Genomic DNA, 15965 nt, shown 5'->3' with positions numbered 1-15965 from the left:
AGCGTGCAGTGCTCGGCGGCGGCCCGGTGGTCGCCGATGGTCTCGTGGACCCGGGCGCCGTCCGCGAGCGCGCAAACCGGTGTCATGAACCAGAAGTCTTCGGCGATCTCCTCACGCGCCACCGTCTCGATCCCGCTCCCGGCCGACGGGCGGGGCGCTGCAGCCGGGAGCAGCACCGCCCGCCCGTCAATGAGTCAGTGCCGGGACGGATGGCGCCGTGACCGGGCCGTGTTGCGCCGGTTCCCAGGCCGCCGCGCACAGGGACTCGGATACTGCGGCTGTGTAGCGGGCGGCGGAGAGCCAGTGGGTGGCGAAGGTGTCGGTGTCGGCGGGGAGGAGACGGCCGAAGGGGTCGCGTTCGCGTCGGGCGGCCGAGGTGCACAGGGCGGTGAGCAGTCCGGCGGCCGTGGGAAGGCCTGCCCGGCGCAGGCGGTGGGAGTCGGCGGAGACATCGGTGAGTATGCCGAGGGCGGCGCGGCCGGCCGGGACCGTCTGTTCGACGCGGCGTTCCAGGAGGTGCAGGGGCGAGTGTGCGCCGGGGCCGCCCGGCCGGGGCGGGGCGGGGTGCGCGCGGGCGTCCGGGAGGGGGAGGTCGGCGCGGCGCAGGCGGTCGAGGCCGAGGTCGATCGTGCCTTCGCCGATGGGGTGGGAGCAGGCGAGGAGGGTGAGTCTGGGGTGGGGTGCGGGGACCAGGCGGCCGATGATCCTGAGCCGTGTGCCCGGCGCGGTGGCGAGCAGCGTCAGGTTGTCGCGGTGGGCCAGTGCTGGGTCGTCGTCGGCGGCCGTGAGCCGGACGGGGATGCCTCCGGCGCACAAGGCGAGCAGGCAGGTGCCGCCTGATTCGTGTACGGGGCCGAGGAGTTCGACGTCCAGGAAGATCAGGTCGTGGCCGGCGCCGTCCGGGTCCGCGTAGCGGGAGGTGGAGCGCAGGGCGCGGGCGGCCTGTTCGGGCGGCGGTGTCTCCCAGAAGGCGGCGAGCGGCGGCTCCGCCCAGCTCGCGCCCCGGGCGGTGACGGCCTTGACGCCCTTGCCGGCGCCCAGTCGGCCGTCGGGTGAGACCGTCGCGCCGGAGACCGCCAGGCCGGCCCGGCCGAGTTCCCGGTGGGTGAGTGCGGTGTCTCCGAGGCGGACGGCCCGGTCGGCCACGCCGAGGGCGCGCCCGGCGCCGCCGGGTGCCACGTCGCCGACCGTGCAGAGTCGGCCGTCGGGTCCGGCGACCCAGGTGCGGACGCCGCCGTGCCCCGAGTCGGTGACCACGGGTTCGGTGAACAGGCCGTACAGGCGCAGCGAGCCGTCCGGGGTGTACGGGCGGCGCGCGCGGCCCCTGGCGGCGGCCAGCTCGGTGCCGGTCGCGGTTGTCACCCGGTGTGCGGTGCCCAGGAGTTCGGCGAGTGCGGTGACGAGTTCGGCGGTGCGGTAGGACGGGTCTTTGGCGCGGGCCGTGCGGAGCAGGGTGACGACGGAGAGCGCGGCGCCGGCGGCGCGTGGCAGGTGGTGGAGCCGGGCGGTGTGCGCGGCGCGGAGGAGAGCCGCCTGGGTGACGGCGCCGGCTCCGTCGACGCCTGCCTCGAGGACGGCGGCGCCTGCCGACCACAGGGCGTCGGCTGCGGCGCGCTGGGCTGGGCTTGCCACGTCGGTCGAGGGGTCAGGGCCGGGGGCGGGGTCGGGGGACGGTGTGGGGGCGGGGGTCGTGTCGTCGGGGTGCTTGGCGGGTTCGGGGGCCGCCTGGGTGGGGTGGTCGTCGGGGTGTGGTGCCGGGTCTGACGTGGGAGCGGCGCAGGCGGCGGCTGCGCGGTGGACGCAGGCCGGGGCGAGGAGGCAGCCGCAGGTGATGGCGTCCGCGGTCGCCACGACGCCGCCCGGGGCGTGCAGGCGCAGTTCGGTGTCGTCGTCGACGGCGATCGTCACCGTGTCCCCGTCGCGGTGGGTGGGGCGGGCGCCGAGTTTGGAGACCGCCGCGTCCAGCCGCTTGCGCAGCCGGGGCGAGAGCTCTTCCACCAGGGTGGCCGTGACCTCCGGCGCGACGGGTGGCAGCGGAGCGGTGGTCATGCGGTCTTCTCCCCTATCCAGCGGGCCAGTTCGAGTGGGCTGAGGGCCGCCACGGGCATGCCGGCGGCGACGAGCTGCCCGGCGACGCCCGTCGAGTAGCGGGGCCGGCCGGCGTCGTCGAGGCTCGCGCACCCGAGGACGTGGCAGCCGGTGGCCACCAGGGCGCGCACCTCGGTCAGCAGTCCGCCGAGCGGTGCGCCCTCCTCGAAGTCGCTGATGACGACGACCAAGGTGCGGGTGGGCACCGTGATCAGGCTGCGGGCGTGCCGCAGTCCGGCGGCGATGTGGGTGCCGCCGCCCACGCTCACCTCCAGCAGAAGGGAGAGCGGATCGTGCACATGGCCGGTGAGGTCGACGACCTCCGTGGAGAAGGCCAGAAAGTGGGTACTCAGGGTCGGCACGCCGGCGAGCACGGATGCGGTCAGCGCGGACCAGATCGTGGACGCCTCCATGGATCCGGAGACGTCGGTGACCAGGATCAGGCGCCAGTCGGCCGAGCGGCGGGCGCGGCTGCGGAACACCGGCTTCTCGGGGACGACCTGGAGTGTTCCGTCCGCTGTCCGGCGGGCGGTGGCCAGGTTGGCGCGCAGCGTGCGCGCAAGGTCCAGGCGGCCGCCGGGGCGGCGTGTGGGCCGGGTCAGCATCGTGCCGGTGAGGGCGGGGCGCAGCCGGGTGGCGAGCTGCCGGGTCAGTTCGTCGACCAGGCGGCGGACGAGCGGGCGCAGTGCGGTGAGGCGGGCTTCGGGGAGGCCGCCGGCGTACCGCAGGACCGTGCGGAGCAGTTCCACGGACGGGGTGGCGGCTGCCGGGTCGAGTTCGGTGAAGACGTCCTGGCGGCCAGTCGCGGCCGCGGCGGCGAGGACCTCCTCGCGGATGCCGGGGCCGAACAGCGCGGCCAGTTCCTCGGACCATTCGCGTACCCCGGGGAACGATGCCTCGCGGCCGCCGCGGCCCCGGCCCGGGGCGGGCAGACCGCCGCGGGAGCCCTCTCCGCGTCCCGCGCCGTAGAGCTCGTCCAGGGCGGTCGCCAGGCGGGCGGCTCCGGACGGCAGTTGGTCGGGGCGGCGGCCGAGCACGAGCCGCCACCGGTCGGCGGGAGCGAGGGTCCGTGCCGGGGCGGGGGCGGGGGTGCGGGGATGCGTTGGCCCGGGGACGGCGGGGGTGGGCGTCTCGGTGGCGGGTGCGGTGGTGGCGGGGACCGGGGGCGCGGTGGGGTGGCCGTTCGGGGCCGGCCGGTCGTCGTGTGCGGGTGGCGGGACGGGCAGGCCGAGGCGGGTGAGGAGTGCGCGGGCCGCGAGGTCGGCGGCCGTTCGGCGGGCAGGCTCGGCCGGGTCGTCGGCGTCGAGGGTGTCCACCCGCTCGCCCAGCCGCTCCTCGACGGTGTCCAGCAGCCGGTCCCGGGCGGCCGGGCTCAGGGTGTCGAAACCGCCGCGCAGGGCGGGCAGCCGGGCCAGGAACGCGGTGTCGTCCAGCTCGACGACCCGGCGCAGCAGGGGGTCCAGAGCGCCGGCACCGACGGTCAGCAGCGGGCCCGCCGCCGTCAGGACGCCGGTGAGACGGGCGGTGAGCGCGGCCCGGGACGCGCTGTCCACGGCAGCGTCCACCCAGGAGGCGAGGCGTGTCCCGAACGTCCCGGGCTCCTCGTGGCCGGTGAGCACCCGGACGGCTCCGGCGGCCGCGGCGATCAACGGGGTGCCGTCGGCAGCCAGCCGGGCGAGGGCATCGGTGAGCCGGATGCCGCCCAGCCGGTCGGCGCGCTGGGCCAGTTCGAGCAGGGCGCGGGCGTCCTCGGGCTTCTCGGATCCGGTCAGGCCGTCGACCTGGCGGACCGCTGCCGAGGTCAGGAGTTCCGCCGCGTGTGCGGTGCGGGCGGCACGGGTCGCTGAGGCGGACGTGGTGGTGAGGGAGGCCGTGGCGTCCGGGGTTTCGGAGGCCGGCGGAGTGCCGGGGGTGGCCAGGCCGGGCAGGTGGCCCGCGTCGAGGCGGTCCAGGAGGTCGAGTCCGGCGAGAAGTTCGGGAAGGGTGCCGCTCGCGGGCAGTACGACTGTCAGTTCCGTGAGCCGTTCGCCGGCCAGGGCGGGAAGGCCGCATTCGGCGGCCTCCGTGAGGCCCCGCACGACCTGGGCGGCCGTCGGGCCGCCTTCCGCACGCTCGGCGGCGTGCCGCTGCCGCAGCAGTCCCTCGGCCGCCTGGGCCGGGGTGACGCCGCGGGCCCCGGCCGCGGTGAGCATCGCGGCCGTCGCCGGGGTCCACCGCACCTGCCAGCGGGTCGTCAGTCCTTCCGACCCCGCGGCACCCGTCACGCCCTGTTCCTGGGCGTAGGGGATGCCGCACACCGTCAGCCTGCGCAGCAGCAGTTCACGCCGTCCGTCGAGGGCGGAGCGGGCCGGGTCGAGCCGGAGGTCGCGCGACGTCCTCTCGTGCGCGTCCCCCGGTCCGGGGAGGGAGAGTGCCGCGGTCTCGGCCTCCACGGCGGGGCCCAGCCCGCTGCGGGGTGCGGCGGGGGCGGGCCGTCCGGTGCGGGTTCCGACGAGTACGTGTTCGAGTGCCTGGGCGACGGCGCGGCCGGTGCCGTAGGTCTCGCCGCGCCCGAGGACCGTCTGCACGGCCTCCAGGAGTTCACCGCGGCCGGGGGCGGGCAGGTCGCGCAGGCGTGCCAGGTCTCCGGCGACCCTCACGACCTCCCGGCCGTCAGCCGGGCCGAAGGGGTGGCCCTGTTCACGCAGCGCGGCGCAGACGCGGACCACGGTGCGGATCAGCGCCTCGTGGAGCGCGGCTGGGTCCCCGGCGGCGTCCAGGACGGTGTGCTGCCATTCCGGGTCCCGGATGCCGGCCGGGTAGCCGGACCGTGAGTCGAGCAGCGGGTAGGTGTACGGGATCAGGGAGACCGTGCAGGCCTTCGCGGCAGGAGTGCCGTCGACGTGGCCGTGCGGGACCGGGGCGGGCGTGGCGGTGGACGCCTCCGGTGTGCCCGGTGTGGGGGCTTCGGTGGGCTCGGCGGGCGGGAGCAGCGCCGGGGTGTGGAAGGCTCCCACCACCACGGCGGGCCGCCGCCCGCTCGCCAGGGCCTCGTCGACATGCTGGCGCATGCATGCCTCGCGCACCAGGTCCGTGCCGTCTACGCCGCCCCGTGCCTCGGCCTCGTAGCGCAGCGCCCAGCCGGTGAGCAGGGCGGCACGGCGCAGTGCCTCGGGTGCCGAACCGGGTGCGGGAGCCTCGACCAGGCGGTCCCAGAGGTCGTCGCCGTCGCGGCCGGTGAGCCGGGACCGGAGAGCGGCGGACAGCTTGTGTCCCTCCCCCGGCCCGTGTCCTTCCCCCGGGACGGACATGGAGTCGGCGCCCGGGACGGGTGCGGGTGCGGGGGTGTCCGGCCCGCTCCGCACCCAGGCACGGTCGGCCAGCGGCAGATCGCATGCCACGGCCGGGACCCCGTTCCGGGCCGCCCAGCGCAGGGCGACCAGTTCGGGTGAGAAGTCCGCGAACGGATAGAAGGCGGGGCCTCGTTCGCCTGCCCCGTCCGGCCCGTCGGCGGGCACGGCGGCCAGCGCGACCGGGGCCTCGGTCTCGTCGTGGGCGAGCCAGCCCAGCCAGGGCTGGAACTCGGCGGGCAGTTCGACGAGGAGGACGTCGGGGGCCGCCGCGTCCAGCAGCGCCGGGAGGGCGGCCGCGAGCGAGGGCGCGTGGTGGCGCACCCCGATCAGGAACGGCAGCCCGGGGCCCGTCGCCGCGAGGGCCGTCACCGCGGCTTCCGGGGTGGTGACGGGCCGGGCCGCCGGGCCCTGCGGCACACCGGCGGCGGGGCCCGGCCCGGTGCCGGGCAACTCCTCGGGAGCGGATCGCTTCCGCGGGGTGGGTGGTGCCTCGACGACGGACGACGCCTCAGCGGAGGACGCCACAGCGGCGGGCGGCGCCTCGGCGGCGGACCGTGTCTCGGGGGTGGTCGGGTGCCTCATCCGTCAGTTCTCCAGCACCGTGCGCAGCTCCCACAGGGCACGCCAGGTGGCCGACCCCTGCTCCGCGCGCCTGCGGACCGGCCCGTCCCAGTACCCCAGCAGCCGTGCCGCGTCGGCGGGGTCGTCCTTGCGGACGACGCCGAGCAGATGGCCGGGCAGGAGGGAGAGCACGTCCCGGTCGCCGGGGAAGTAGGCGGCGGCCAGGCCGAGCGAGCCCGCGACGGAGACCGCCTCCGCGGTGCTCATCACCGTGGAGGGGCGCTCGACCTCCCAGCCCTCCGCGGAGCGGCCCTCGCGCAGGTCCCGGAAGGCGGTGACGAGGGCTTCGAGGACCGCGTCGTCCACCTGGTGGGCGGCGCCCGCGCGTTCGACGGCCGCACGCGACTGGCGCCGGACGAGCGCGGTCTCGGCGTCCATGTCCCCGATCGGGCCCACGGTCTCGAAGTTGAAGCGCCGCTTCAGCGCGGCGGACATCTCCGAGACGCCCTTGTCGCGCAGGTTGGCGGTGGCGATGAGGGTGAAGCCGGGGGCCGCGTGCACCTGGGCGCCCTCGCCGCCTGCGAGTTCGGGGACCGCGATCCGCCGCTCGGAGAGCAGGGACACGAGCGCGTCCTGGACCTCGGGCAGGCAGCGGGTGACCTCCTCGACGCGGGCGACGGCGCCCCGGGTCATGGCGGTGAGCACCGGGGAGGGCACCAGGGCCTGCTCCGTGGGGCCCTGGGCGAGCAGCAGCGCGTAGTTCCAGCCGTACTTGAGCTGGTCCTCGGTGGTGCCGGCGGTGCCCTGCACGGTGAGCGCGCTGGTCCCGCAGACGGCCGCCGACAGCAGTTCGGAGAGCATGGACTTGGCGGTGCCGGGTTCGCCCACGAGCAGCAGTCCGCGTTCCCCGGCGAGGGTGACCACGCACCGTTCGACCAGGGCGCGTTCGCCGACGAACTTCTGCTCGATCACCAGGCGGCGCGGTACCCCGGCGCCTGGCCGGGCGCCCTTCGGCAGGCCCAACGCCTCGCCCGCGCTGCCCATCACGAAGGTGACGACGGCGCGCGGGGTGAGCAGCCAGCCGGGCGGGCGCGGCCCCGCGTCGTGGGCGGCGAGGAAGGCCAGTTCGGTGGCGTACCGGTCCTCGGGCAAGGTGACCTGGCGGTGCTCCGGGCCGGGTGCCGTCGTCGTCTGGTCGGGGGCCTCGACTGTGGTGGTGCTGTCGGTGGTCGTGGTGTCGCTTGTCATCGGCGGCGGCCCTTCCGGGGTGCGCGGGTGTCCAGTTCTTCGAAGGCGGGGGCGTCGCCGCCCCGGGCCCGTGCCCAGGCGGCTGCGAACAGCGCGGGCACGGGGAGGTGCGGCAGGGCCCGGGTGGACCCGGTCACGGGGTAGAGGCCTTCCTTCCAGGTCTCCAGCGGCAGGCCGGGAGCGCCGCGTTCGAGCCAGCCGCAGGGGAGGAACAGGGTGCGGCCGGCGCGGGAGCGCTTCGCCTCCACGACGAGGTCGGTGGCGGCGAGTTCCGCACGGGCCTTCTTGATCCGGGCCGGCTTCCACTCCGTCCAGCGGACGCAGTTGCGGTCCGTCGGGTCGGGCAGGGCGAGCAGCATCAGGTACAGGGTGGCGGCGTCGATGCTCAGGCCGAGGGCCGCGGCGGCCTCGGTCACCACGTCCGGCACCGCGCGCGCCGGGTCCTGGGCCGGGTAGTGGGGGGAGCCGTCGGGGGCACCCGCCGAGACCAGGGCGTCGATCTCCTCGCTCAGCAGGGCGCGCAGGGCGCGGATCTCATCCGCCCGGTACTGCGCGACCGTGCCCTCGACCAGGCCGAACACCGGGTCCTCGGGGCCCTGAAGGCCGGCCGGGCGGATCAGCAGCTTCTCGTGGTCGCCGTACTCGGGTGCGAGGAGCAGCGCCGCACCGGCCCGGACCAGACCGTCGGGACCGGCGCCGCCGGACTCGGGAAGCTGGTGGGCGGCACGGATCACGGGACCGATCGAGCCGCCCTCCTCGGTCCCGACCAGACCGAAGTCCAGCACCAGGTCCGGGTCGGCGAGGCGGCCGCGCAGGGCCGCGAGGCCGGCGGGCAGATGCGCCCGCAGGGGGTGCTTGTACGGCAGGGTGTAGGCGAGGGTCCGCAGCGCGGTCAGGGCCGAGGACGCGGCGCCGTGGGCGCCCGCCCAGTACAGTCCGGGCCGGCCGGTGCCGTCCTCGACGTCGCTGCCGTGGGCGAGCCATTGTCGGGAGGCCGAGTTGAGGATCAGACCGACGGCGCCCGAGTCAGTGCCCGACAGGTCGAGGTCCAGTTCTTCGGGGACGCGGACGAGGGAGCCCAGGCGCTCCTGCCAGACCTCGGCGGCGGCCCGGATGTCCGGGCCCGTGGACCACAGGTCGGCCGGGTCGGCGGGCAGCAGGGCCCGGAGCATTGCGTGCCGGTCGTCCCGGGGCAGGGCGCGCAGCCTTTCCTGGGCCGTCTCGAAGGCACGGGTCTTCGCCCCGAGCAGCGCGAGTGCCTCGGAGCCGGGGTCGGTGACGGCGTCGGACAGCAGGGCGGCGGACTGGAGCGGGCCGATGCCCGTGGCCGCATGGAACGCCTCGGCCGTCTCCGGGCGCCACGGCGCGGGCCCCTTCTCTCGCACCAGGGCGGTGAGCCGGGTGAGCCGGGCCGGGGCGATGCCGTGCCGGTGGACGTGCTCGTTGTCCAGGGTGAAGCCGGGGACGGGCCCGAAGACGCCGGTGGGGTCGTGGTCCAGGGCCAGCCAGCGGGCCGTGTCCTGCTGGCGGTTCCGGCCCGCGTCGCCGATGACGACGACCGTGCGGCCGCCCTTGCGCAGCACCTGCCCGAGACGGGGGACGGGCTCGCTCCTGCGGCCGGGTGTGCCGGCGGGCAGCGGCTCGTCGAGCGTCACCTGGCGGACGGTACCCGCAGGATCGGCCAGCGGGCCTGCGGCGAGGGTGTCCAGCAGGTGGAGGAGCCCGGCACGGTGCTCCGGGGACGTGGCCGCCGAGGCGGCCCGGTAGGCCAGTTCCGGCAGCTTGTCGAGCAGGGACGTCCAGGCCGGGGACTGGCCGGGCACGGTGTACTCGTCCCGCTGCCAGCCGTCCGCGGAGGTGGAGGGAACCGTGGCGGGTACGGGCGGGCCGAACGCGGGCTCGCCGCCGAGGACATGGTTGACGGCGAGGATCTGCCGGATCACGGTCCACCGGCTCCCGCCGCCCCACCAGCCGCCGTACATGCGGTCGGAGCCCCAGGCGGTGGCGTGCACCAGGGTGGTGTCGTCGCCGTGCTCGGGCGAGTGGTCGAAGAACATGCCCTGGGTGCGCGCGGTGTTCCGGGGGGTGGCCGGCTCGGCGGGCTTCGGCGGTTCCAGGTACCGGGCGACCGCGGCGGCGCGGTCCACGGCGTTGCGGACGAGCGCGGTGACGCCCGTCAGCAGCCGGGCGTCGGACACCTCGGGCAGCACCCGGGCGACGGCCTCCTCGGTCATCTGCCGCGAGGAGGGCCCGGTGTACTCCTCGGCGGCCCGGTACGCCTCGAGGTGCCGGGCGGCCGCGGCGGCGACCTCGGTGAACAGCTCCCCGGCCCGGGAGTCGGTCAGGTTCCGCAGGGCGGCCGAGGCGCGTTCGTCCCTCGGGCGCAGGGCGTGCCAGTAGGCGACGGGCGGCACGTAGGGGGTGCCCGCCGCGTTGTTCCCGCCCAAGGAGTCGGGGGTGACGGACCACAGGCTGCCGCCGGTGCCGGCGGTGTCCGCCGGGTGTGCCTCGACGGAGCGGTGGCTGAGGGCCATGACGGGGCGTGATCCGCCGGGGAGGGTGAGGGCGCCGAGCGGCACCCGGGAGCCGCCGCCGGGCAGGGGGTGCGGCAGGGTCACCGTGTGGCCGTCGGGGGTGCCGGCGACGGTCCGGTGCCCGTCCGCGGGGGCGGGTGTGCCCGGTTCGGTGACCGTGCGGCGGACCCAGCGGCCGAGGACCGTGCCGTCCGTGCCGAACGGGGTGGTCTCCAGGCCGGGCTGGAGGGGCAGCACCTGGCAGTGCTCGGTGAGCAGCCGGGTGCCGTCCTGCACGCCGGAGCGGAGGAAGGCGGGGAGGGAGGCGCGGCCGTGCGTGCCGCTGACCGGGTCGTACTCCAGCCAGACCCGCTGGGTGCCCTGGTGGCCTTCCCGCCAGAGACCGGTGCCGTCGGCGAGGACGGCGCGCTGCGGCGGGACGGAGGTGTCGCCAGCGTGCAGGGCCTTGCCGCCGGTGGCACGGCCGCCGCCGGGCAGCGGCAGGCAGACGTCGTCCGAGGGGCCGGAGCCGCCCCAGCGGGGGATCTGCTCGCCGCCGACGGTGAACACCTCGGCGGGGCGGTGCGACCAGTAGCCGCGCTGCTTGCCGTCCTCCCACCAGATGACCAGCAACTCGCCGTCAACGTAGCGGAAGCCGGGCGTCCGCCAGTGGTCGACGGTGACGGGCAGCCGCAGGGTGTGCCGCAGCAGGACGCCTTCCGGGCCGACGACGACGGCCCGTTCGAGGGTGTTGAGGATCAGCGCGGGCCAGGCGCCGGTGACGCCGACCTTCTCCGACCGGTTGCGCTGCCGGGGCGCGGCGGCGGCCTCCTCCGCCAGTTCGGCGTAGGTCTCGTCGAGCGCGGGCCAGCCCAGTTCGTCGAGGACGCCGGTGCGCAGGGTGGCGGCGAGCAGCGGCACGACGTCATGGTCCTGGAGCAGCTGCACGGCTTCCGGGGCGGCGTCCGCGACCACGGAGCGGAACGCCGAGAGACGGTTGAGGGCGGTCAGCAGCCCGGGGAGCCCGCGCGCGGCCGTGTACTCCTCGGCGCAGGCGGTCAGCCACTCCCGCAGGATCCGGGAGAGCACCGGGTGCGCCGCCAGCGTCGACATGCCGGTGTCGCCCAGCCGCTGGCCGCCTCCGCCGCCAAGACTGCCGAGGGTCCGGCTCAGCAGGGCGCGGAAGACCGGCCGTTCGGCGACGGCGGTGAGGTCCCGCGCGCCGGGCGCGGTGTCGGTGAGCCAGGAGGCGAGCGGGACGCCGGGGGGCTGCGCGGTGCCGGTGTCCTGGTTGTCCGGCTCGGCGACCGGGACACCGGAGGCCAGGCAGAGGTCGAGGAGGTCCAGGTCGGCGGTGCGCTGCCAGCGGCCCTGGAACAGCTCGACGGGGCGCCCGTCGGCGCGCAGCCGGTCCGTCATCCGGGCGGCCAGGTCGAGGGTCTGAGGGCTGCGGCCGGCGGTGGCCCGGTTGCGCCGGCGGTGTGCTTCCCAGCGGGCGAGCCAGTCCGCCGGGGAGTCGGACGGGGCGGTGGGGGCGGCAGGGTCGGAGGGGGCGTCGCCGGAGGCGTCCGGGAGAGTGGTCAGCAGGTCCTCGGCACCGGATTCGGCCAGTAGCGCGAGCCAGCCCCGTTCGCCGGCCGTGTCCCGGCCGCTCTCGCTGAAGGTCTCCGGGAAGAAGCCGAGGAGCCGGGCTCGCACGGTCGCGTCCTGTCGGGCGAGGGTGACGAGCGCGGAGCGGTAGGCCGTCCAGAACGAGGCGGGGGCGCGGACGACTCCCGGGGAACCGATCAGATCGGCCACCAGTTCGCGTTCGGCGGCCTCGCGGTCCAGCCCGGCGGCCTTGACCAGCGCGCGCACGTCCTGCGGCAGTGCCGCGTACGGCGGCATGCCGGCGGCGCAGCGCTCGACCAGCAGGCGGCGGAACTGCGCCCAGGCGTCCGCCGGTGCGAGCCGGGCCACCAGGTCTCCCACGTACTGCCGCAGCGCCTTGACGGTCAGTGCGCCGGCGAAGGCGAACTCCAGGAAGACGGCCCGCTGCCGGTCCTCGTCCACGACCAGCCCGTGCACCCGCTCGGCCTCGCGGGCCTTGCCGAAGAAAGAGGCGGCGTAGGTGGTGTTCTCGGCCTGGAGGAAAAGGCGTGCCACCTGTTCGTAGTAGGTGGGGAGGAAGTGGGGCACGGCCCGGCCGAGGCGGGTGCCGAGTGCGTCGAAGCCCTCCTTGGCCGCTCCGGCGCGGGTCCTGGCCTGCCGGCCCAGCCGCTCGATGTCCTTGACCAGGGCCAGGGCGTGGTGCCCGTTGGCCGGGTCGTTGACCAGCGCCCAGGCCGGGAAGCCGAGCGTCTCGCGGCGCACCTGGCCCACGACGGGGGCGTCGGCCGTCCGGGCCAGCCCGAGGAACTCCAGGGCCAGGTCCTCGGCTTCGCCGAGGGTGCCGGGCACGAGCCGGACCACGGGGCGGTCGCCGAGGGCAGTGTGGGCGTAGGTGCGGGCCGTCAGCGCGTCGGCGTCGTCGCGGTCGGTGGTGCCGGCCGGGAGGACCGCGCCCGCGTCCAGCAGGGCCGCCGCGCGGGCCTCGGCGGCGGGGGTGTTCCCGCTCCGGGTCTGGGCGGGGAGGGGCGCCGTGCCCGCTGACGTCGTGTTCGGGTGGGTGTTCGTCGTCGTGGTGCTCATGCCGCCCGCTCCTCGTTCTCCACGTCGCGGCCGGCGTAGAGCGCCGCCGCCATGCGCATGCCCTCGGACCACGTGACGGGGCCGACCTCGGCGGCCGTCAGCGTGCGCCCCGCGGGGTCGGTCCAGCCCAGGGGGCCCGTCTCGGTGCCGTACTCGTCGTATCCGTCGTGCTCACCGATCCAGATGCGCGCCTCGGCGGTGGCCCCGTCCTCGACGACCGGGCAGACCGCGTACCCGCCGCGCGACCGGTACCCGAGCTGGGTGACGCGGCCGTGCAGGAAGCGCAGTTCCTTGAACGCACCGCCAGCGTAGGTGTCCACGGAGGTGGTGTCCGGGGCGAGATCCTGCGGGCGGCGCCACACCTCGCGGAACAGCTGCTCCACGTTCTGGCGGACCTCCAGTTCGACCGCGAACTCCCGCAGCTCGTCGAGGTCGTCGAGGAGAACGGGGTGGGGCACACTGACGACGTCCGGGGTGATGCGGACCGTGTCGCCGTCCAGGTCGACGAGGCCGAGACCGCGGTCGGGGTCGACATCGCGCAGGAACCCGGCGACCCCGCCGTCCGCGCCGGTGACCACCACGTCCCGCAGGGCCGCCTGCCACGCCGGATCGGGCCAGACCCGGGCGAGCACGGCCGTCGGAACCGGCAGCGAACGCACCATCCACTGCTCGACGTCGGCCAGGCACCGGCGTTCGTGCCGCTCCAGCCACTCGGTCAGTTGCCGGAGCCCGACGACCGCCGGATCGTCCTTCAGTTTGGCCGGGACGGACTTCAGCTGCCGGCCCTTCCCGTTGCGGCAGACCACCTTGCCCGCCTCCAGGGCGACTTCGTAGTCGCCCGCCGGCACCCACCCCATGCGCTGTTCTCCCTGTTGTTCCGGACGGCCGCCGGACCGGCGGCACGCTGACGAGACCCATCAGCGGCAACACACCGTGACGAGTGGGAGAGACTCTAGGCGTAGCCAGTGACAACGGGTCCGGGCCCCTTCCGCTTCGTCGGCGGAAGGGGCCCGAGTACGTCGGCGGAAGGGGCCGGGGTGCGCCAGCCACGCGGGCGCCTTCTCAGGCATCGGCCGGCGGCGCCGTACTTACCGGGGAGGCCGGACCAGTGCCTCCTGCCAGTGAAGAGATCAGCGGTCGTATTCTGCGGCCTGTGACGGCGATATAGGTGCTGGACGGTACACAGATCAGAACGCTGGAGGACTTCTGGCGGGTTATCGGCGAGGCGATCAACGGTCCCGGCGGCTACTTCGGCCGGAATCTCGATGCCTTCGCCGACTGCCTCAGCGGTGGGTTCGGGGCGCCCGACGAGGACGCCTATCTGGTGGAGTGGCGGGACCACGAGGTGTCTCGCGAGCACCCCCGCGCGCACGGCACCGGGTCGAACATCCAGGCGGAACCCAATCCCCGGGAGCCTTGTGCCATCGCCGCCGCCCGCGACGGAGAGATCTCCACCGCCGCCCGTCCCGCCGGCGCGCTACGGCCTCAATGCCGACTCCGTACAAGTAGCGAGAGGTCCCCGGAGTACCTACGGGACGAGTGGCTGTCGTGAGGACCGAGCCGGCGTACACGCCTTCCAACTGTGTTGGTGGGGTGCTGGGCTGTGTGCGGGGGCGTTCACCTGCGTTCGTGGGCGGCTTGCCCAGGGGAAGGGCCCGGAACACGGTCTCGGCTGAACGACGGTGAACGGGGCTGAATGAGACGGGAACCGAGAGGACCGCACTCCTCACCGCGGCACCGGAGACGGCCCGCGGCCAGCTGTCGAAACCACCGCACTCGTGGGAGTTAAGCTGCCTTGCGTTGCGCAGCACGCATGCCCGAGGCGGGCCCCTGTACCTCCTCGAGCAGGAAGATCTCGTCTTCCCCGAAGTCTGGGGCCTGGAAGGGGTTTGTCGCCGGAGGGGGCGATGCTGCAGTGGGACAGGGGGGGGTGCCCTTCCAGGGCGGAGAACAGCGACGTCAGATCGATGAGAGGACTCCCTTTCGTTGCAGGTCCCTGAGGGGGCCTGGCGTGCCGTGACCGGGCACAGCGGTCCTACAGCTTGGTCATCTTGGCGTACGGGCTCAAGATCCGCATTTGCGCCGAGCCGAAATCCACGATCGCCGCGATTCCGTCCTCGATGCCGATCACCCGGCCGAGGCCGTACATGTCGTGTGTGACCTGGTCGCCCACGGCGAAGTGCTTGGGAACCGGCGTGACCGGGGCGTTGAAGGGGCTGGTGGGCAAATGGCGCTTCGGTGCAGCAGGCTTTGTCATTGTCCCCAGTATGCACCTACGAACTGCGCTGGTGGCTGACTCTCAGGGGCAGGAGTAGCTGATCGTTGGACTCCACTCCAGCAAGAGCTGAGCCGACCGACCGACCGGCAGACGGGCGGGGTCGGGCGGTTCGGCCGCATAGGAGGCCGAACCGCCCGTACCCTTCGTGGTGTCTACGGCGTCACATAGCGGGCGCCAAACACTGGAGGCAATACCTCGTGCTGATTGCTCAGCGTCCGTCACTGACCGAAGAGGTCGTCGACGAGTTCCGCTCCCGGTTCGTGATCGAGCCGCTGGAGCCGGGCTTCGGCTACACCCTCGGCAACTCCCTCCGCCGCACCCTCCTGTCGTCGATCCCCGGCGCTGCTGTCACCAGCATCCGCATCGACGGCGTCCTGCACGAGTTCACCACCGTGCCGGGCGTCAAGGAGGACGTCACCGACCTGATCCTGAACATCAAGCAGCTGGTCGTCTCCTCGGAGCACGACGAGCCGGTCGTGATGTACCTGCGCAAGCAGGGCCCGGGTCTGGTCACCGCCGCCGACATCGCGCCCCCGGCCGGTGTCGAGGTGCACAACCCCGACCTGGTCCTGGCCACGCTCAACGGCAAGGGCAAGCTGGAGATGGAGCTGACCGTGGAGCGCGGTCGCGGCTACGTCTCCGCCGTCCAGAACAAGCAGGTCGGCCAGGAGATCGGCCGCATCCCGGTCGACTCCATCTACAGCCCGGTGCTCAAGGTCACCTACAAGGTCGAGGCGACCCGTGTCGAGCAGCGCACCGACTTCGACAAGCTGATCGTCGACGTCGAGACCAAGCAGGCCATGCGTCCGCGTGACGCCATGGCATCCGCCGGCAAGACCCTGGTCGAGCTGTTCGGTCTGGCGCGCGAGCTGAACATCGACGCCGAGGGCATCGACATGGGCCCGTCCCCGACGGGCGCCGCCCTTACCGCCGACATGGCTCTGCCGATCGAGGAGCTGGAGCTCACGGTCCGCTCCTACAACTGCCTCAAGCGTGAGGGCGTCCACTCGGTGGGTGAGCTCCTGGTGCGCTCCGAGGCCGACCTGCTCGACATCCGTAACTTCGGTGCGAAGTCGATCGACGAGGTCAAGGCGAAGCTGGCCGGCCTGGGTTTGGCACTCAAGGACAGCCCGCCCGGATTCGACCCGACCGCCGCTGCCTTCGACGCGGACGATAACGCGAGCACGGGTTTCGTCGAGACCGAGCAGTACTGAACGCTGCGCCGGGTCGCGGGGGAGCCAGGAAGGCAGAGGAGCCAGCGGTGAGCGCCGGCCG

8 protein-coding genes are annotated in these 15965 nt (G+C 74.6%); 2 read left to right on the top strand and 6 right to left on the bottom strand.

The window, feature by feature from the left end; translation table 11 throughout:
* Positions 1-186: 186 nt before the first annotated feature.
* The 5 genes from ABD858_RS02735 to ABD858_RS02715 are packed head-to-tail and all read right to left on the bottom strand — an operon-like array spanning position 187 to position 13269.
* Entirely contained in the window at positions 187-2049 is a 1863-nt protein-coding gene (locus ABD858_RS02735) for a hypothetical protein (protein ID WP_345034300.1), read from the bottom strand.
* A complete protein-coding gene (locus ABD858_RS02730; protein ID WP_345034297.1) occupies positions 2046-6002 on the bottom strand; it encodes a vWA domain-containing protein in 3957 nt (1318 codons plus the stop codon). The genes ABD858_RS02735 and ABD858_RS02730 overlap by 4 nt, the downstream gene beginning before the upstream one ends.
* 3 nt (positions 6003-6005) lie before the next feature.
* Entirely contained in the window at positions 6006-7229 is a 1224-nt protein-coding gene (locus ABD858_RS02725; protein WP_345034295.1) for an ATP-binding protein, read from the bottom strand.
* Complete coding sequence (locus ABD858_RS02720) at positions 7226-12412, bottom strand: hypothetical protein (protein WP_345034293.1); 5187 nt, start codon at positions 12410-12412, stop codon at positions 7226-7228. Before ABD858_RS02720 ends, ABD858_RS02725 begins: the two co-directional genes overlap by 4 nt.
* On the bottom strand, positions 12409-13269 hold the full coding sequence (locus ABD858_RS02715; RefSeq protein WP_345034290.1) for a DUF4132 domain-containing protein: 861 nt from the start codon (positions 13267-13269) through the stop codon (positions 12409-12411). The genes ABD858_RS02720 and ABD858_RS02715 overlap by 4 nt, the downstream gene beginning before the upstream one ends.
* 311 nt (positions 13270-13580) lie before the next feature.
* On the opposite strand from ABD858_RS02715, the gene ABD858_RS36700 reads away from it, so the two are divergent.
* A complete protein-coding gene (locus ABD858_RS36700) occupies positions 13581-13964 on the top strand; it encodes a barstar family protein (protein ID WP_425586140.1) in 384 nt (127 codons plus the stop codon).
* A 483-nt stretch (positions 13965-14447) separates the two neighbouring features.
* On the opposite strand, the gene ABD858_RS02705 is transcribed toward ABD858_RS36700, so the two are convergent.
* The gene (locus ABD858_RS02705) at positions 14448-14669 is read right to left on the bottom strand and encodes a hypothetical protein (RefSeq protein ID WP_345034288.1); all 222 of its coding nucleotides are present in this window, start codon (positions 14667-14669) and stop codon (positions 14448-14450) included.
* Between the two features lie 218 nt (positions 14670-14887).
* Here ABD858_RS02705 and ABD858_RS02700 point away from each other — a divergent pair, with 218 nt between their 5' ends.
* The gene (locus tag ABD858_RS02700; RefSeq protein ID WP_345034285.1) at positions 14888-15904 is read left to right on the top strand and encodes a DNA-directed RNA polymerase subunit alpha; all 1017 of its coding nucleotides are present in this window, start codon (positions 14888-14890) and stop codon (positions 15902-15904) included.
* Positions 15905-15965: the final 61 nt, after the last annotated feature.

Source organism: Streptomyces sannanensis (assembly GCF_039536205.1).
Classification (GTDB): domain Bacteria; phylum Actinomycetota; class Actinomycetes; order Streptomycetales; family Streptomycetaceae; genus Streptomyces; species Streptomyces sannanensis.
This window is presented reverse-complemented; position numbering and strand designations above follow the sequence as displayed.